Source organism: Cupriavidus consociatus (assembly GCF_017814975.1).
Classification (GTDB): domain Bacteria; phylum Pseudomonadota; class Gammaproteobacteria; order Burkholderiales; family Burkholderiaceae; genus Cupriavidus; species Cupriavidus consociatus.
Window position 1 is genome coordinate 33,210 of sequence record NZ_JAGIQA010000034.1, and the last position, 17,192, is coordinate 50,401.

Annotated in this window: 13 protein-coding genes, 1 pseudogene and 1 riboswitch; of the genes and pseudogenes, 7 read left to right on the forward strand and 7 right to left on the reverse strand. The window is 66.6% G+C overall.

The window, feature by feature from the left end; translation table 11 throughout:
* Positions 1-23: 23 nt before the first annotated feature.
* Complete coding sequence (locus tag J8I82_RS32140) at positions 24-2,114, forward strand: S8 family peptidase (RefSeq protein WP_209763645.1); 2,091 nt, start codon at positions 24-26, stop codon at positions 2,112-2,114.
* A gap of 68 nt (positions 2,115-2,182) precedes the next feature.
* Here the strand turns inward: J8I82_RS32140 and argC are convergent, their stop codons facing one another.
* Entirely contained in the window at positions 2,183-3,130 is a 948-nt protein-coding gene (gene argC / locus J8I82_RS32145) for an N-acetyl-gamma-glutamyl-phosphate reductase (RefSeq protein WP_209763647.1), read from the reverse strand.
* 135 nt (positions 3,131-3,265) lie between these two features.
* Here argC and J8I82_RS32150 point away from each other — a divergent pair.
* Positions 3,266-3,349 (forward strand): annotated as a pseudogene (locus J8I82_RS32150) (type II toxin-antitoxin system MqsA family antitoxin); the annotation flags it as partial.
* A gap of 10 nt (positions 3,350-3,359) precedes the next feature.
* Here the strand turns inward: J8I82_RS32150 and J8I82_RS32155 are convergent.
* Positions 3,360-4,136, reverse strand: a complete 777-nt coding sequence (locus J8I82_RS32155) for an exodeoxyribonuclease III (RefSeq protein ID WP_151071018.1) — start codon at positions 4,134-4,136, stop codon at positions 3,360-3,362.
* A gap of 30 nt (positions 4,137-4,166) precedes the next feature.
* Here J8I82_RS32155 and pyrE point away from each other — a divergent pair, with 30 nt between their 5' ends.
* Together pyrE and J8I82_RS32165 are read left to right on the forward strand one after the other, a co-directional pair.
* The gene (gene pyrE, locus J8I82_RS32160) at positions 4,167-4,862 is read left to right on the forward strand and encodes an orotate phosphoribosyltransferase (protein WP_431831600.1); all 696 of its coding nucleotides are present in this window, start codon (positions 4,167-4,169) and stop codon (positions 4,860-4,862) included.
* An 82-nt stretch (positions 4,863-4,944) separates the two neighbouring features.
* Positions 4,945-6,270 (forward strand): patatin-like phospholipase family protein, encoded by a 1,326-nt coding sequence (locus tag J8I82_RS32165; RefSeq protein ID WP_209763652.1) that lies wholly within the window; start codon positions 4,945-4,947, stop codon positions 6,268-6,270.
* A 29-nt stretch (positions 6,271-6,299) separates the two neighbouring features.
* Here J8I82_RS32165 and J8I82_RS32170 read toward each other — a convergent pair whose 3' ends face one another.
* The 4 genes from J8I82_RS32170 to J8I82_RS32185 form a co-directional block, all read right to left on the reverse strand.
* The gene (locus J8I82_RS32170; RefSeq protein ID WP_209763654.1) at positions 6,300-7,109 is read right to left on the reverse strand and encodes a polyphosphate kinase 2 family protein; all 810 of its coding nucleotides are present in this window, start codon (positions 7,107-7,109) and stop codon (positions 6,300-6,302) included.
* 98 nt (positions 7,110-7,207) lie between these two features.
* Positions 7,208-8,074: a diaminopimelate epimerase gene (gene dapF, locus J8I82_RS32175; protein ID WP_209763655.1), complete on the reverse strand. Its 867-nt coding sequence runs from the start codon at positions 8,072-8,074 to the stop codon at positions 7,208-7,210.
* A 53-nt stretch (positions 8,075-8,127) separates the two neighbouring features.
* The gene (locus J8I82_RS32180) at positions 8,128-9,021 is read right to left on the reverse strand and encodes a lipid A biosynthesis lauroyl acyltransferase (protein ID WP_209763657.1); all 894 of its coding nucleotides are present in this window, start codon (positions 9,019-9,021) and stop codon (positions 8,128-8,130) included.
* Complete coding sequence (locus tag J8I82_RS32185) at positions 9,018-9,899, reverse strand: lysophospholipid acyltransferase family protein (RefSeq protein ID WP_209763659.1); 882 nt, start codon at positions 9,897-9,899, stop codon at positions 9,018-9,020. Before J8I82_RS32185 ends, J8I82_RS32180 begins: the two co-directional genes overlap by 4 nt.
* A gap of 314 nt (positions 9,900-10,213) precedes the next feature.
* Between J8I82_RS32185 and metK the strand changes: the two genes are divergently transcribed.
* The 3 genes from metK to J8I82_RS32200 all read left to right on the forward strand — a co-directional run bounded on the left by metK (position 10,214) and on the right by J8I82_RS32200 (position 15,174).
* The gene (gene metK / locus J8I82_RS32190) at positions 10,214-11,377 is read left to right on the forward strand and encodes a methionine adenosyltransferase (protein WP_029047350.1); all 1,164 of its coding nucleotides are present in this window, start codon (positions 10,214-10,216) and stop codon (positions 11,375-11,377) included.
* Between the two features lie 974 nt (positions 11,378-12,351).
* Positions 12,352-13,296 (forward strand): Kdo hydroxylase KdoO, encoded by a 945-nt coding sequence (kdoO, locus tag J8I82_RS32195; RefSeq protein WP_209763660.1) that lies wholly within the window; start codon positions 12,352-12,354, stop codon positions 13,294-13,296.
* Positions 13,297-13,494: 198 nt separating this feature from the next.
* The gene (locus tag J8I82_RS32200) at positions 13,495-15,174 is read left to right on the forward strand and encodes a GMC family oxidoreductase (protein ID WP_209763661.1); all 1,680 of its coding nucleotides are present in this window, start codon (positions 13,495-13,497) and stop codon (positions 15,172-15,174) included.
* A 21-nt stretch (positions 15,175-15,195) separates the two neighbouring features.
* Here the strand turns inward: J8I82_RS32200 and J8I82_RS32205 are convergent, their stop codons facing one another.
* On the reverse strand, positions 15,196-16,875 hold the full coding sequence (locus J8I82_RS32205; protein ID WP_209763662.1) for an acyl-CoA dehydrogenase family protein: 1,680 nt from the start codon (positions 16,873-16,875) through the stop codon (positions 15,196-15,198).
* A 211-nt stretch (positions 16,876-17,086) separates the two neighbouring features.
* Positions 17,087-17,188, forward strand: a riboswitch (TPP riboswitch).
* Positions 17,189-17,192 lie beyond the last annotated feature (4 nt).

Genomic DNA, 17,192 nt, shown 5'->3' on the forward strand with positions numbered 1-17,192 from the left:
GCGACAACCGCAGGGGAACCCGCATGAGCCTGAACCGCATGAGCCCGTCGGAGCAACGGGCCGCCTATATGCTGATCTTCGCGGGCTGCGAGGCCGAGCCCGAGCGCTTCACCAGCGACCTGCCGGTCAGCTCCGAAGTCTGGCTGCTGTATGCGTCGGGAGAATCGTTCGAGGTGCCGCGCGGGCTGTTGCTGACCCCGCACCACGCCGCGGGCATTGCGGCCCTGCGCACGGCGGTGCTGCGGCGCCTGCCGTCGCTGGCCGAGCCGGCATCGGCGGCGGCAGGCCAGCGCTTCCTGGCGGCCAACGAATCGCATCTGCTGGCGCAGATCGATTTCTTCGACATGCTCAGGCTGCTGCCGCTGACGGCATGGTGGCACCGGGAGGTTCGGCTGCCGATGGCCGGCGTCAGCTGGTCAACCGCCGCGCGGCACGCGCTTGAGCGCAGCCTCACCGGCGAGGCCTTCGTGCGCTGGCTGGGCGAGTCGGTTCTCGCCCATGTGTCCAGCGAGGCAGCCATTGCCAGGTTCAAGGACATCGGCTACACCGCTTCCCGGACGCGCTTCGGCGGCATCGCGGCGCCGGCCGGCCAGGCGCTGGGACGGCTGGTCAATGTCGCCGCGCAGTATGTAGCCCTGACCTTGCTGGGGCTGGACGACGACAGCTTTCCTCCCGGCGGGCTGACCCGGCGCATCGGGCAGGCGAGCCGGCAGGTGCTTGAGACGCTGTGGGCCTGCCTGCAGGACGACCATGCGGCGCCACAGGTTGCAGAGGCCGCGCGGGCAGCGGGATTGGCCGATGCCGCGGATGCGGCAGATTCGGCAAAGGTGGCGGCAGTGGCGCCGCTGTGGCGCATCTCAGTCAACCGGCCCGCCGAGCACGCGGTCTTCGCCTCGCGCAAGACCGTGAAGGCGGATGCGGCGATCCGCGTGTTCGATACCGGCGGGCAGGGCGTGCGCTGGGCGGTGATCGATTCCGGCATCGATGCGCGCCATCCGGCGTTCTTCGATCCTGCCAGGCTGGAGGGCGCGCTGCCGGTCAGCGACGGCCTGATCGCGCCGCGCCTGTCGCGCGTGGTCAGGACGCTGGATTTCACCCGCCTGTCGGCCATCACCAGCGGCCGCCTGCCGCCCATGCCCAAGGGCAAGCGCGGTCCCGCCGAGGCCGAGCTCAGGGCGCGCATCGCGGCGATCGCCGACGACCTCGCCAACGGCCGCATCATCGACTGGTCCGTGATCGAGCCGCTGCTGGAAATCAGCCAGGAAGACCCGGCGCAATACGTGCCGCCGGGCGGCAGCCACGGCACGCATGTGGCCGGCATCATCGGCGCCGGCTGGCCTTCGTCGGCCTACCTGGCGCGGCCCGAGCCCATGCCGCTGCCCCCGGAGCTTGCCGAAAGCGGCGACGTCAGCGGCATCTGCCCGCGCATTGAGCTGCTGGACCTGCGCATCTTCGATGCGCAGGGCAGGGGCGATGAGTTCGGCATCCTGGGCGCGCTGCAATACGTGCGCTGGCTCAACCAGAGCCGCGACCGGCAATACGTCCACGGCGTCAACCTCAGCGTGGCGCTGCGCCATGACGTGCGCACCTACGCCTGCGGCAGCACGCCGGTGTGCGTCGAGTGCGACCGGCTGGTGGCCAACGGCGTGATCGTGGTGGCGGCGGCCGGCAACTATGGCTATGACGAGCAATATGCGGCCGCGCACATGGGGGCGGGCTTTCGCGGCCAGACCATCACCGATCCTGGCAATGCGCGCGCCGTGATCACAGTGGGAGCGACCCATCGTACCGATCCCTTCCGGTATGGCATCTCTTATTTCTCCAGCCACGGTCCCACCGGCGATGGCCGCATCAAGCCCGACCTCGTGGCACCCGGGGAGAAGATCACCTCCACCGTGCCCGGCGGCACGCTTGCGTCAATGGATGGCACCAGCATGGCCGCGCCGCATGTGTCGGGCGTGGCCGCGCTGCTGCTGTCGCGCAACAATGAGCTGATGGGCCAGCCCGAGACCGTCAAGGCCATCCTGTGCGATGCGGCTACGGATCTCGGGCGAGAGCGCGCATTCCAGGGGGCGGGTCTGGTGGATGCGTTGCGGGCGCTGCAACGCGTGTAAGCACGCCGGTTTCCGGCCAGCAAAAAAGCCGGCAGTGCCGGCTTTTTTTTGTCCAGGAAGCAGCCGTATCAGGCCTGCAGCCCGGTGGCCTCGTCGGCGCCGACGTGCACGTTCATGCATTGCACCGCCGCGCCGGCCGCGCCCTTGCCCAGGTTGTCCAGGCGCGCGACCAGGTTCAGGCGCTCGGGCGTGCCGAACACGAACAGGTCGACACGGTTGGTGTCGTTGTTGGCCTGCACGTCGAAGAAACCGTCGTCGAGGTTGTCGTTGCTGTTGTACGGCATCACGCGCACGAACTGCTCGCCTTCATAGTGCTTGCGGTAGATGTCGACGATCTGCTCCGGACTGACCTTGCGCGCCAGGTGGTTCACGAACAGCGGCACCGTCACCGCCAGGCCCTTCAGGAAGTTGCCGACGATCGGGTTGAAGATCGGGTCCGCCGACAGGCCGCCCTGCACGCGCATCTCGGGCAGGTGCTTGTGCTGCAGGCCCAGCGCGTACTTGCGCGGGCTGTGCAGCTTCGGGTTACCGCCGGCTTCGAAGTCCGCAATCATCTTCTTGCCGCCGCCGCTGTAGCCGGTCAGCGAGAACGCCGACACCGGGTAGTCGCGCGGCAGCACGCCGGCATCGACCAGCGGGCGCACCGCCAGCACGAAGGCGCTGGCGTGGCAGCCCGGCACGGCGATGCGCTTGCTGGCACGGATCTTCTCGCGCTGGCCGCGCACCAGTTCCGGCAGGCCATAGGCCCAGTTGTCGGCGGTGCGGAACGCCGTGCTGGCGTCGATCACGCAGGTATTCGGGTTGGTCACCAGCGACACCGCCTCGCGCGAGGCCACGTCGGGCAGGCACAGGAAGGCGACGTCGGCGGCGTTCAGGAAGCGTGCTCGCTCGGCCGGATCCTTGCGCTTGTCATCGGCAATACGCAGCAGTTCCACGTCGGAACGACCGGAAAGATAGTCAAGCAGCCGGAGACCGGTCGTGCCTTCCTGACCATCGACGAACACTTTGAAAACCATGGCGGACTCGCTCTATGAAATGCGGGGGAATGCGAAACGTCTCCTGCCGGGCGCAGGGGCGAACCCGCATTGTAGCGGGGATGGGGGTCCGTCGCAGGGGTTTGTACCGATTGGATTCTTGCGGTTTGGCACAGTTCGCGGCCCCCGCTGGCGCTGGTCAAGCTGCTGAAATTGCTCGATCGCCACCCGGAACTGCTCGAAGAAGTCCGGGCGGCCTGATTACTACGGCTCAGAGCGGATAGTCGTAATCGATCGACAGCGGCGCGTGGTCGCTGAACTTCTCGTCCTTGTAGATCGAGCACAGCTGTGCCGTGTCGGCGATCTTCGGCGTTGCCAGGTGGTAATCGATACGCCACCCCACGTTCTTGGCATATGCCTGGCCGCGGTTGCTCCACCACGTGTACTGGTCCGGGCGCGGGTCGAGCTTGCGGAACACATCGACGTAGCCATGGACATCGAAGAGCTCGCCGATCCAGGCGCGTTCTTCCGGCAGGAAGCCGGAGTTTTTCAGGTTGCCCTTCCAGTTCTTGATGTCGATTTCCTTGTGCGCGATGTTGACGTCGCCGCACAGCACGATCTCGCGCCCGCTGGCTTTCAGTTGCAGCAGGTGGGGCAGGAAGGCCTCCATGAAGCGGAACTTGGCCAGCTGGCGTTCCTCGCCGCTGGAACCGGAGGGCACGTACACCGAGATCACGGCCAGGTGAGGGTACTGCACTTCCACATAGCGGCCTTCGCCGTCGAACTCCGCGTTGCCGAAGCCGGTGATGACCCGCTCAGGCTTGTGTCGCGTATACAGGCCCACGCCGCTGTAGCCTTTCTTCTCCGCGTAGTGGAAGAAGCCATGGTAGCCATGTGGCGCCAGGAACGCTTCGGTCATGTCCGCGGCCTGTGCCTTCAGTTCCTGCACGCAGACCATGTCTGCGTCCTGCTTGCCCATCCAGTCGAAAAAGCCTTTCTTGGACGCGGAGCGGATGCCGTTGAGGTTGGCGCTGATAATCCGTAACATTCGGGGAAATTTTGAATTCAGAGAGAAATGATGACGCAGCAGAACACGCCGGCCGCAGGGCCCAAGGACATCGACCTGAGCCAGACCTTTATCCGCTTTGCGCTCGATGCCGGCGTCCTGTCGTTCGGCGAATTCGTCACCAAGGCCGGCCGCAAGTCGCCGTATTTCTTCAACGCGGGCCTGTTCAACCAGGGCGCGATGCTCGGCGAGGTGGCGCAATTCTATGCCAAAACCCTGCTGGCATCGGGCGTGCAGTTCGACGTGCTGTTCGGACCGGCCTACAAGGGCATCACGCTGGCGTCGGCGACCGCGGTGGCGTTGGCCGGCATGGGACGTGACGTCGGCTTCGCCTACAACCGCAAGGAAGCCAAGGACCATGGCGAAGGCGGAACGCTGGTCGGCGCGAAGCTGCAGGGCAAGGTCGTCATCGTCGACGACGTCATTTCCGCCGGCACTTCGGTGCGTGAATCGGTCAACCTGATCCGCGCCGCCGGCGCCGAGCCGGCCGCCGTGCTGATCGCGCTGGACCGCATGGAAAAGAGCGGGACCGCCGACCAGGTCGGCACGCATTCGGCCGTGCAGGACGTGCAGCGTGAATTCGGCATCCCCGTGATCGCGATCGCCAGCCTGAAGGACCTGCTGGCCTACCTCGACGCGTCGCAGGACCAGTCCCTGGCGGCTTCGCGCGAGGCTGTGTCGGCGTATCGGCAGCGCTACGGCGTCTGACGGAGCCTTTGCGCCCGCGCGGATGCGCCGGGCGCTGCAACGATCCAGGGCAGGCGGAATATCCAATCGGCAGGGGGCGTGCGTGGCGGCGAAAGAGCGGCAGGAACGGGCAGGACGGCAGCCGGCATCGACGGCAGCGAAGGAAACGGAAAGGACAACAGGCAATACCAACGGCAACGGCGATTCGCTGGCCGAGCGCGGCGCGCAGGTGCGCCCGCGCAAGCCGGTGCGCCAGGACGCCAAGGCGCCCGACCGGCCCGCGCATGAAGCGTATGCCGTGCGCGCGCTGGTGCTGCAGGGCGGCGGCGCGCTCGGCGCCTACCAGGCCGGCGTGTACCAGGGCCTGGCCGAAGGCGGAATCTACCCGAACTGGGTCGCGGGCATTTCCATCGGCGCGCTCAACGCCGCGGTGATTGCCGGCAATCCGCCAGAGCGCCGCATCGAACAGCTGCGCGCGTTCTGGGAATACATCTGCGCGCAGCCATGGCTGCCCAGCCTGTCGCCTACCTGGCTGACCGATAGCGCCGAGAGCTGGCCCGAGCCGCTGCGCGTCTGGTTCGACGGCCTGCATGCCACGCGCGCCATGGTCGAAGGCCAGCGCGGCTTCTTCCAGCCGCGCAGCTGGGCGGAGCTGATGATGCGCTATGCCGATCCCGGTCGCGCCAGCTTCTACGACACCTCGCCGCTGAAGGCGACGCTGGAGCGCTTCGCCGACTTCGACCTGATCAACCATCGCCCCGACCTGATGCGGGTGTCGGTGGGCGCGGTCAATGTGCGCACGGGCAATTTCGCCTATTTCGACAACACCCGCGACAAGCTCTGCCCCGAGCATTTCATGGCGTCGGGCGCGCTGCCGCCGGGTTTTCCGGCGGTGGAGATCGACGGCGAGTATTACTGGGACGGCGGCCTGGTGTCCAACACCCCGCTGGCCGAGGTGCTGACCGCGCAGCCGCGGCGCGACGCGCTGATCTTCCAGGTTGACCTGTGGAGCGCGCGCGGCAAGCTGCCGCACGACCTGGTCGACGTCGCCGAGCGCGAGAAGGAGATCCGCTATTCCAGCCGCACCCGCGCCATTACGGACTACATGCGCGAGCAGCAGAACATGCGCCGCATGCTCAACGAGGTGATGGCGCTGGTGCCGCAGTCAAAGCGCAACAGCGAGTGGTACCGGCGCGCCGCCGAACAGGCCTGCGACGCGCGCCGTAACGTGATCCAGCTGATCTACCGCGACAAATCATTCGAGAACATGGCCAAGGACTACCAGTTCGGGCTGCTGACCATGAACGAGCACTGGACCAGCGGCCTGGACGATATCCGCCAGACGCTGCGCCATCCGCATTGGCTGGCGATGCCCAGCCGCGAGCATCCGTTCGTCACGCACGACGTGCATCGCGGCAACGGCGGCTGAACCGGGCGGCCAGCCGCTCTGCTGGCGCGCTATTCGACCTTGACGTTCGCCAGTTCCGGCTTGGGCGGCGGGTAGGCGGGCTTCAGGTCTTCGAACACCCGCGCCAGGATCTCCGCCACCATCAGGTTGCGGTGCGTCTTGGAATCGGCCGGCACCACGTACCACGGGCATTCCGGCGTGCTGGTCGCCATGATCGCGGCCTCGTACGCATCCATGTAGGCCTTCCAGTGCTTGCGCTCGGCGAGGTCGGTGGTGTCGAATTTCCAGTGCTTTTCCGGGTCTGCCAGCCGCGCCTCCAGTCGCGCCTTCTGTTCGTCGCGCGAAATATGCAGGAAGCATTTGACGATGGTGGTGCCGGTCTCGGTCAGCATTGCCTCGAAGTCCCGGATCTGGCGGAAGCGCCGTTCGGCTTCGGCATTGTCGATCCAACCGTGCACGCGCGTGATCAGCACGTCTTCATAGTGGCTGCGGTTGAATACCACGATCTCGCCGGCCCTGGGCACCTGCAGGTGAATGCGCCAGAGGAAGTCGCGCGCCAGTTCATCGGCAGTAGGCGCCTTGAAGCCGACCACGCGGATGCCGAGCGGATCGAAGCTGCGGAACACCCCGCGCACCGTGCCGTCCTTGCCGCTGGTATCCATGCCCTGCAGCACGACCAGCAGCTTGCGGCGGTGCTCGGCGTAGAAGATGTCCTGTTGTGCGTCCAGCCCCTCGCTCAACTCGGCGATGCGGGCAAGGTCCTCGGCCTTGTCTCCGCGCGACAGCGGCTTGCTGCCGGGAGGGAAGTCGGCAAGGCGGAATCGCTTGCCCGTCGTGATGCGGAAATCGTCCAGCGGCATGGGCGCTCCATCGGTATGACCTGAAGATCAGGGAATGGGCGCCCCGCCTGGGCCGGAACGGATGCGGGCTGTGTCGTTGGGGCGCGCTGCCCCTATGGTCAGGCCGGCAGGGTCGCCAGGTCAATGGTGCCTTCGAACACCGTGGTCGCCGGGCCGGTCATGCGCACCGGTTCGGCGCCGCCGTCCCAGGCAATGGTCAGGTCGCCGCCGTGGGTATGCACCTTGACGGGCGAATCCAGCAGACCGCGCCGGATGCCGGCGACCACCGCCGCGCAGGCGCCGGTGCCGCAGGCCAGCGTTTCGCCGGCGCCGCGCTCGTAGACGCGCAGGCGAATGGTGTTGCGGTCCTGCACCTGCATGAAGCCGGCATTGACGCGGTTGGGGAAGGTGGCATGCTGCTCGATCACCGGGCCGTCCTGCAGCACGGGGAAGTTCTCGACATCGCCCACCACCTGCACCGCGTGCGGATTGCCCATCGATACCGCCGAGATCCATGCGGTGCGGCCGTTGACCTCCAGGCCGTAGACCGTATCCATACCTTCAGCCCGGGTCGGCAGGCCCTCGGCACGGAACGGCACCTGGGCCGGTTCCAGCTCGGGCGCACCCATGTCAACGGTGACCTGGCCGTCGTCCTGCAGCGTCAGCGTGATCACGCCTTTCATCACCTCCACGCGCACCGAGCGCTTGTCGGTCATGCCCTTGTCGCTGACGAAACGCACAAAGCAGCGCGCGCCGTTGCCGCAATGCTCGACCTCGCTGCCGTCGGCATTGAAGATGCGGTAGCGAAAGTCGACATCGCCGCGCGACGGTTTCTCTACCACCAGCATCTGGTCGGCGCCCACGCCGAAATGCCGGCTGGCGAGCGCGCGCCATTGCGCGGGCGTCAGGTCGATCTGCTGGTGGATGCCGTCAAGCACGACAAAGTCGTTGCCGGCGCCATGCATCTTGGTGAACTGGAGTTTCATGGTGGGGATTGTAGCCGCGGCTCGCTCGAATTGCCGCCGCCCTCGGCAGATGCTCAGTAGATCACGGGTTCGCCCGGCAGGCGGTGCTTGAAGCGCTTGTGCACCCAGTAATACTCAGGCACGCGCGGGCGGATGCAGTCCTCGAAGAAGGCGTTCATGCGGCGCGTGTCGTCGGTGACGCTTTCGCCGGGGTAGTTGTCCCAGGCAGGGAGGATGCGGAGCACGTAGCCCTGGTAGTCGGGCAGCATCTCGGTGTAGATCGGCACTACCTTGGCGCCGGTCAGGCGCGCCAGCCGCGACACCGAGGTCAGCGTCAGCGCCTGCACGCCGAAGAACGGCACGAATTCCGAGTCGCGTTCGCCGAAATCCATGTCGGCGATCAGCTGCAGCGCTTCGCCCTTCTTCAGGCAGCGCAGGATGTCGCGCGCACTGTCGTTGCGCGAAATCATGTTGGCGCCGAAGCGGCCGCGCGCGTGCTTGAGGAAGCCGTCGAACAGGTCGTTCTTCTGCCTGGTGTACAGCGACGCGCCGGAACGCCCGACGTGCTCGCGCAGGTGGATGGTCAGCCGGATCGCGCCGGCCTCGACACCCGACAGGTGCAGCGTGACCAGGATATGCGGCGTGCCGTCCAGCGACACCAGGTCGGCCTGGTCGTCGATCTGCACCCAGCGGCGCATCTGCGCTTCACTGCCGGTCCAGAAGATGCCGCGCTCGGCGAAGCTGCGGAACACGGTGCGGAAGCTCTGGCGCGACAGCTCGTCGATCTCGGGCTCGGTCTTGTCCGGGAAGCACAGGCGCAGGTTGGCCTGCACCACGCGGCGGCGTTCGCTGGGAATCAGGTAGAGCAGGCTGCCCAGCCCTTCGCCGAAGCGCGCAACGAACGGATATGGCAGCTTGCCCAGCACCGTCAGCAGGCCGATGCCGAGCCAAGTGAACACGCGGCTCATGAAATCGATTGGTCGGTGGTCGGTTCGGTACTGCGGCTGGGGGCAGCGGCAGGCCCCTTGTAGCGGCTGTACCCCCACAGGTACTGCGTGGGGCACTGTCTCACCAGGGTCTCGACGGCCAGGTTGATCACCGCGGCCGCTTCGGCCGGGTCGTCCGGCAGCATGCCGCCCTCGTTGAGCACATGCAGGTGGGCGCGATAGCCCGCGCCTTTCGGCAGCCGTTCCGCAAAGACCGCGACCACCGGCGCGCCGGTCAGCTGCTGCAGCCGGTGCACCAGCGCCATCGTGTAGGCCGGCTTGCCGAAGAACGGCGCCCAGTTGCCCTCGCCGCCGCTGGGCACCTGGTCCGGCAGGATGCCCACCGCCTGGCCGCGCTTGAGTGCCTTGACCAGCATGCGCACGCCGCGCGGCGTGGCGGGCGCCATGTGCATATTGGGCCGGGTGCGCATCTTTTCGATCCAGTCGCGCAGCCAGGGCTGGTGCGGTGGCTTGAACAGCGCCGTGACCGGGCGCACCAGCGCGTGGGACTGAGGCAGCACTTCAAAGCAGCCCAGGTGGGGCGTCAGGATGATCAGGCCCTTGCCGCGGGCCTGTAGCTTTGCCAGTTCGGGCCACATGTAGTCGTCGAAGCCATGCAGCCGCGCGCTGATCTTCTTGCGGCTCCAGAAATAGGGCATCTCGATCATCATGCGCCCGGCGGAGCGGGCGGCTTCATCGATCATCGCCTGCGTGGCGTCGGGGAATGCCAGGCGGAAATTTTCATTCAGGCGCTGGCCATAGCGGCCGGGCAGCCGTGCTGCCAGCAGTCCGAGCGCGCCGCCTGCGGCCTGCAGCAAGCGCAGGGGGAAACGGGAAATCAGCCAGAAAAGAAAGGTCATCGGGCGTGGATTGCAGTCCGGGCTGCAAAGTCAAAACCGGCGTTTTTGCGACGCGGCATTCAACTCCGCGCCGGCTTGCCGTAATCCGGGCAAACGGCATGCCGTGGCGGCAGCGTGTTGCGTCGGCTGTTGCGTCGGCGCCTTTGGCGCGCTGCAACGTGCCCGGCAGGCGCGTATAATAGCGTGTATCGCCGAGTTAACTGACAACTTGCGGGGCGATGCGGCTCTAACCGGGCTGCCTTAAATACCGCTAAAGCGTCGCCGCCATGAACCCGACCGGGTGGCACGCAATAGCCAACCTGGAGAATAAGTTCGTGGCAAACGACTTCCTTTTTACTTCGGAATCGGTTTCCGAAGGCCATCCCGACAAGGTCGCCGACCAGATTTCCGACGCCGTCCTCGACGCCATCCTGGCGCAGGACAAGTACGCGCGTGTGGCTGCCGAGACGCTTTGCAACACCGGCCTGGTGGTGCTGGCAGGGGAAATCACCACGACCGCCAACGTCGACTACATCCAGATCGCGCGCGACACGATCAAGCGCATCGGTTACGACAACACCGAATACGGCATCGACTACAAGGGCTGCGCCGTGCTGGTGGCCTATGACAAGCAGTCGCCGGACATCGCCCAGGGCGTGGACCGCGCTTCGGACGACTACCTGAACCAGGGCGCCGGCGATCAGGGCCTGATGTTTGGCTACGCCTGCGACGAGACGCCGGAACTGATGCCGTTCCCGATCTATTACGCGCACCGCCTGGTGGAACGCCAGTCGCTGCTGCGTCGCGACGGCCGCCTGCCCTGGCTGCGTCCGGACGCCAAGTCGCAGGTGACGGTGCGTTATGTCGACGGCAAGCCGCACAGCGTGGATACCGTGGTGTTGTCGACGCAGCATTCGCCCGATATCACCCAGGCGCAGATCCGTGAAGCGGTGATCGAAGAAATCATCAAGCCGGTGCTGCCCGCTGAGATGCTGAAGGAAACCAAGTATCTGGTGAACCCGACCGGGCGTTTCGTGATCGGCGGCCCGCAGGGCGACTGCGGTCTGACCGGGCGCAAGATCATCGTCGATACCTATGGTGGCGCTTCGCCGCATGGTGGCGGTGCGTTCTCGGGCAAGGATCCGTCCAAGGTCGATCGCTCGGCTGCGTATGCGGCGCGCTATGTGGCCAAGAACGTGGTGGCTTCGGGCCTGGCGCGCCAGTGCCAGGTCCAGGTGAGCTATGCCATCGGCGTGGCGCGTCCGATCAATGTGACGGTCTACACCGAAGGTACCGGCAAGATTCCGGATGCCAAGATTGCGGAGCTGGTGCAGGAGCATTTCGATCTGCGGCCGAAGGGGATTGTGCAGATGCTGGATCTGCTGCGGCCGATCTATGAGAAGACGGCTGCCTATGGGCACTTTGGGCGGGAAGAGCCGGAGTTCTCGTGGGAGGCTACGGATAAGGCGGCTGCGCTGCGGGCTGCTGCTGGGCTGTAAGCGGCATTTCGTATTCCGGCAAGCCCCGCCGGCCCGTCAGGGTCGGCGGGGTTTTTTGTTTTTTGGTGTTCTGCTGTGGTCGCTGTTGGTGACATGCTGTTGGCCTTTGAACCGCCTGGTTCCGCCCTCCTGGGCGGGTCACTTTTTGTCCGAGCGACAAAAAGTAACCAAAAAGCGCGTTTGCTGCCCTGCGGGCGGCCACTCTTATCGTAGTGTGCCGGGGCTATCGTACGGGGCTTGGCTTCGTTGCAGGGCAGGACTGCCTGACGCCCTGGTGCGCCACGGTGGCTTGGGATTGATGCGGGGATTGAACGAGCCCAGAGCTGTGGGTGGCCCCTGCTGCTGGCGGCAATGGTAGGAACGCCTTCGGCTGCGCTGCGCGCCGGTCCTAACGTGGCAGGGCCGGCCGCCGAATTCTGACCCGCTCTGAGGTCCGGCATCGCAAGCGATAAGGCTGTGCGAGCGCAGCGACGCACTTCGTGCCAGAGCCCCCGACCTACGATACTGAGCGCGCGCAGCGCAGCCGTAGGCGTCGTCGCGTTGACGCCGGCAGCAGGCGGCCTACGCCCGGCATGGGGATCGTTCAATGGTGGGTCGACGCAGCCACTATCCCAGACTCACTTGGCGTAGCAGGTTCGAACCACTGGCTACATCGAACGGAAATCACCACCGCCCGAACCACCCACACCGCCAACTTGATAGCCAGCCGCTAAGGCGACGCGCTTTTTGGTTACTTTTTGTCGCTCGGACAAAAAGTGACCCGCCCAGGAGGGCGGAACCCAGCGGTTCAACGGCCGACAGCATGTCATCAACAGCGATAGCAGGCGGTAAAACAGCCGGCAGCGTGTCCACCAGCAGAACCCCGCCACGCAAAAACCCCCACCCCTGCGCCCCAATCGCCACCCAAATACCCAGGTAGTAAAATCCCAACCACCACAAATTTCCTTCACGGGGCCCGTCCCCAGAGGACTGCCATGCCCGCAGCACCAGCCATTTCCAATGCCATCGCGCCGACCGGCTCCGCGGCCGGAGGCAACCTTGACCTGATCCGCCCGCAGCCCTACACCACCTGGGCCCCGCAGGTCACCGCCGAGGAGCGCGCCACACTGCGCCGCGAGCTGGAGCAAGGCGCAGTACTGTATTTCCCCAACCTGAAGTTCCACTTCGAACCCGGCGAGGAACGCTTCCTCGACGCCCGTTATTCCGACGGTAAATCCAAGAACATCAACCTCCGCGCGGACGACACCGCGGTGCGCGGCGCGCAGGGCACACAGCAGGACCTGTCCGGCCTGTACACGCTGATCCGCCGTTATGCCGATAGCAGCGAGTCGCTGATCCGCACGCTCTTTCCGGAATACATCCCCCACATGACCCGCGCCGGCACCTCGCTGCGCCCGAGCGAGATCGCCGGCCGCCCGGTCAGCTGGCGCAAGGACGACACCCGCCTGCACGTCGATTCCTTCCCCTCCAACCCGATGCTGGGCAAGCGCCTGCTGCGCGTGTTCCACAACATCGATCCGGCATCGCCGCGCGTGTGGCGCGTGGGCGAGCCGTTCGGCGATTTCGCGCAGAAATTTGTCCCGAAGACCCACGGCATGTGGCCAGGCCAGGCGGCGCTGATGAAGCTGCTGCATATCACCAAGCGCAAGCGCTCGGAATACGACCACCGCATGCTGCAGCTGCACGACCTGGCCAAGGCCGACCTGGACTACCAGCGCGACGTGCCGCAGCAGGAATTCCACTTCCCGCCCGGTTCGACCTGGATCGTATTCAGCGACCAGTTGCTGCACGCCGCCATGCGCGGGCGCGCGATGATGGAGCAGACCATCTACCTCGAGCCGCAGGCGATTTCCGATCACACCCACTCGCCCGAGGCCGTGCTGGCGCGCATGCTCGGGCGGCCGATGCTGGTCTCGTGAGCGGCGGAGCTCAGCGCAACAGCAGTTTCGGCATCGACGCAAAGGTCTTGCCGTAAGGCGGCGCGCCGCCCTTCACCTCCGTTCCGGCTAGCGCCTACACTGAATCTCACAGCTTGCCATCCGCCGGACGGACAAGGCACGCGCGGCCGGCGCGGCGCCCGGCTCACGCGCGCCGCCTGCGGGCACGCGGGGAGACAGATGGAAACCACCTACGACTACGTCATCGTCGGCGCGGGTTCGGCGGGCTGTGCGCTGGCCGGACGACTGGCCGACAGCGGGGACGACACCATTGCACTGGTCGAGGCCGGCCAGCACGATCATCATGTGCTGATACGCACACCCGCCGCGTGCGCCGCCATGCTGCCGCGCGCAGGCGCGCGCAACTACGCCTACGAAACCGTGCCGCAGCCGGGACTGAATGGCCGCCGGGGCTACCAGCCGCGCGGGCGCGGACTGGGCGGCTCCTCGTCGATCAACGCGATGATCTACACGCGCGGACGGCCCGCCGATTACGACGACTGGGCCGCCGCCGGCTGCGACGGCTGGTCATGGGACGACGTGCTGCCATATTTCCGCCGCGCGGAATGCAATGAGCGCCTGGCCGGCAGCGACGACGACCCGCTGCATGGCGGCAATGGCCCGCTCCATGTGTCGGACCTGCGCACCCCCAATCCTTTCGCCGAGCGCTTTATCGAGGCGGCGCAGCAGGCGGGATACTTGCGCAACGACGACTTCAACGGCGAAGAGCAGGAAGGCGTGGGCTGGTATCAGGTCACACAGCATGCGGGCGAGCGCTGGAACGCGGCGCGCGCCTACCTGCACGGCGGCAATACGCGCGACAAGGCCTGCAACGGCGGGCGCGCGCGCTTGCAGGTGCTGACCGGCACGCAGGCGCTGCGCATCGTGTTCGAGGGCCGCCATGCCGCCGGCGCGCTGGTCGTGCGCGACGGCCGCCAGCAACTGCTGCGCGCACGGCGCGACGTGATCGTCTGCGCCGGCTCCTTCGGCTCGCCGCAATTGCTGATGGTGTCGGGCGTGGGTCCGGCGGCGCAGCTGCGCGAGCTTGGTATCGAGGTGGTCCACGACCTGCCGGGCGTGGGCGCCAACCTGCAGGACCATCTCGACGTCATCCTGCACAAGCGCGTGGCGGCGCCCGAGTTGTTCGGCGTGTCGTTCAGCGGATTCATGACCCTGCTGTCGGAAATCCTGCGCTACCGGCGCGAACGCACCGGCATGCTGTCGAGCAACTTTGCCGAGGCGGGCGGCTTTATCCGCAGCCGCCCCGAACTGGCCGAGCCTGACCTGCAGCTGCATTTCGTCGTCGGCATGGCCGACAACCATATGCGGCGGCTCAACTTCGGCCATGGCTATTCGTGCCACGTATGCGTGCTGCGACCGCGCAGCCGCGGCGAGGTGCGGCTGACATCGGCCGATATCCGCGAGGCGCCGCTGATCGACCCGCGCTACCTCAGCGATGTGCGCGACCTCGACGACATGGTCGCCGGCGTGCGCATCGTGCGCCGTATCTTCGCGCAGCCGCAGCTGGCCAGCTTCGGCGGGCGCGAGCTGTACTCCGCGCACCTGCGTGCCGATGGCAGCGACGATGCCGACGTGCGCGAGATGATCCGCACGCATGCCGACACCATCTACCACCCGGTCGGCACCTGCCGCATGGGTATGGACGCGATGGCGGTGGTCGACCCGCAGTTGCGCGTGCGCGGTGTGGAAGGGCTGCGCGTGGTCGATGCCTCGGTCATGCCGACGCTGATTGGTGGCAATACCAACGCGCCCGCGATCATGATCGGCGAACGCGCGCATGACCTGATCCGCTACGCGCCGCGGGTGATGCTGCGCGTGCTGGAGTCAATGGAGGCGTGACGCCTACGCAAGTCCGCGCAGCTAGCCTTCGAAGCCGCGTGATGCCACGCGCTGCAGCAACCCGGCCTCCGCATCCAGCGTGCCGAACACGCGCCCGTGCTGGCGCCCGAGCCGGCTAGCGACGAACAGCTCGGCATTTTCCGCATCGGCATGCGCCAGCATCAGCGCCGCCTGCGTGGTCAGCACCAGCCCCTGCGCAAAGCGGCGCGCATTGGCTTCCAGGTGCTCCGGCGCCTCGCGCAGCAGCGCCTGCAGCGACGCCAGTTCCGCGCGCACGGCGGGATGGCCGCCGGCGCGGCGCTGCAGGTCCTGCAGCAGGCGTGCGGCGTCGTCTGGGTTGCGCTGGATCGCGCGCAGCACGTCCAGGCACATGATGTTGCCCGAGCCTTCCCAGATCGAGTTGACCGGTGCCTCGCGGTACAGCCGTGCCATCGGGCTTTCTTCCACGTAGCCGTTGCCGCCCCAGACTTCCATTGCCTCGCCGGTGGCCTCGATGGCCCGCTTGCAGATCCAGAACTTGGCCGCGGGCGTGACCACGCGCTTCCACGCGGCGGCGAGCGGGTCGGGGTTGTCGCCCTCGGCGTGCTCGAAGGCGTGGCCCAGTTCCATCATCAGCAGCGTGGCGGCTTCGGATTCCAGCGCCAGGTCCGCCAGCACATTGCGCATCAGCGGCTGGTCGGCCAGCAGGCGGCCGAAAGCGCTGCGGTGGCGCGTATGGTGCAGCGCCTGCACGAAGGCCGCGCGCAGGATGGCCGAGCTGCCGATCACGCAGTCGAGCCGCGTATTGGTCGCCATCTCGATAATGGTGGGGATGCCGCGTCCTTCCTCGCCGATCAGGATGCCGGTGGCGTCGCGGAACTCAACCTCGCTGCTGGCGTTGGAGCGGTTGCCGAGCTTGTCCTTCAGGCGCTGGATCTGGATCGGGTTCTTGCTGCCGTCGTCGCGGAAGCGCGGCACGAAGAAGCACGACAGCGGGCCGTCTTCGGCGCCCATGCGCGCCACCACCAGGTGCGCGTCGCACATCGGTGCCGAGAAGAACCACTTGTGCCCGGTCAGCGCGTATTCCGCGCCGCGGCCTTCGCCGCTTCCGCTGTGCAAGGCGCGCGCCACGGTGGTGTTGGCGCGCACGTCGGAGCCGCCCTGTTTCTCCGTCATGCCCATGCCGATCATGATCGCCGTCTTGTCACGCCAGGGCAGGTCGCGCGCATCATGCTCGCTCGCGTACAGGCGCGGCTCCAGCTCGGCGAACAGCGCGGTTTCCTTGCGCAGCACCGGGATGCTGGCGAGCGTCATCGTGGTCGGGCACAGCGAGCCCGACTCCACCTGTGCCTGCAGGAAGTAACCCGCGGTGCGCGCGCTCCATGCGCCCAGGCGCGGCTGCGCGAAGGGCAGGGCCTGCAATTGCTGGCCGCGCAGCAGCGCCAGCAGTGCGTGCCAGCTGGGGTGGAATTCCACGGAATCGATGCGCTCGCCGGTGCGGCTGTGGGTGTGCAACTCGGGCGTATGGCGGTTGGCGTCGGCCGCCCATTGCTGCACTTCCGGCTCGCCCAGCCGCGCGCCGAACTGCCCCAGCGCCTCGGCATGCCAGCCGCCGCCAAGCCGTTCCAGCGAGGCGCGGAGGAGGGGATCGCTGCCGAAGAGGTTGTAGTGCGCAAGATCCGGCACCTGGTTGAAGACGCGATGCGTGGCGGCGTCGGTCATGATGGGATGTCTCCTGGATCGGTTCGATGCTTGCCGTTTGCTTGCATGGTAGAGCACGTGACACGCGTTTGAGTGCGGGGTCGTCCGCTTGGCGCGGATTTTTGCGCTGCACCATGCGCGATTCGATACCTCCGCGCACAGGTGTGGCACCACAAACGATAGGGAACTGGCACTGGCGCGCACCGGGGCTCTGTGCTTAAATTCACCCCGTTGGATGAAACAGGGGTGCCGTACGGATGGGCCGTGCGGCTGAGAGAGTCCCTTCGAACCCGATCCGGTTAGTACCGGCGTGGGAAGTTTCAGCAAGACCAAGCCTC

What these genes read in the sequence shown, in the direction of transcription:
- J8I82_RS32140 (WP_209763645.1), top strand. Translation starts at nt 24, where the DNA reads ATGAGCCTGAACCGCATGAGCCCGTCGGAGCAACGGGCCGCCTATATG.
- argC (WP_209763647.1), bottom strand. Translation starts at nt 3,130, where the DNA reads ATGGTTTTCAAAGTGTTCGTCGATGGTCAGGAAGGCACGACCGGTCTC.
- J8I82_RS32155 (WP_151071018.1), bottom strand. Translation starts at nt 4,136, where the DNA reads ATGTTACGGATTATCAGCGCCAACCTCAACGGCATCCGCTCCGCGTCC.
- pyrE (WP_431831600.1), top strand. Translation starts at nt 4,167, where the DNA reads ATGACGCAGCAGAACACGCCGGCCGCAGGGCCCAAGGACATCGACCTG.
- J8I82_RS32170 (WP_209763654.1), bottom strand. Translation starts at nt 7,109, where the DNA reads ATGCCGCTGGACGATTTCCGCATCACGACGGGCAAGCGATTCCGCCTT.
- dapF (WP_209763655.1), bottom strand. Translation starts at nt 8,074, where the DNA reads ATGAAACTCCAGTTCACCAAGATGCATGGCGCCGGCAACGACTTTGTC.
- J8I82_RS32180 (WP_209763657.1), bottom strand. Translation starts at nt 9,021, where the DNA reads ATGAGCCGCGTGTTCACTTGGCTCGGCATCGGCCTGCTGACGGTGCTG.
- J8I82_RS32185 (WP_209763659.1), bottom strand. Translation starts at nt 9,899, where the DNA reads ATGACCTTTCTTTTCTGGCTGATTTCCCGTTTCCCCCTGCGCTTGCTG.
- kdoO (WP_209763660.1), top strand. Translation starts at nt 12,352, where the DNA reads ATGCCCGCAGCACCAGCCATTTCCAATGCCATCGCGCCGACCGGCTCC.
- J8I82_RS32200 (WP_209763661.1), top strand. Translation starts at nt 13,495, where the DNA reads ATGGAAACCACCTACGACTACGTCATCGTCGGCGCGGGTTCGGCGGGC.
- J8I82_RS32205 (WP_209763662.1), bottom strand. Translation starts at nt 16,875, where the DNA reads ATGACCGACGCCGCCACGCATCGCGTCTTCAACCAGGTGCCGGATCTT.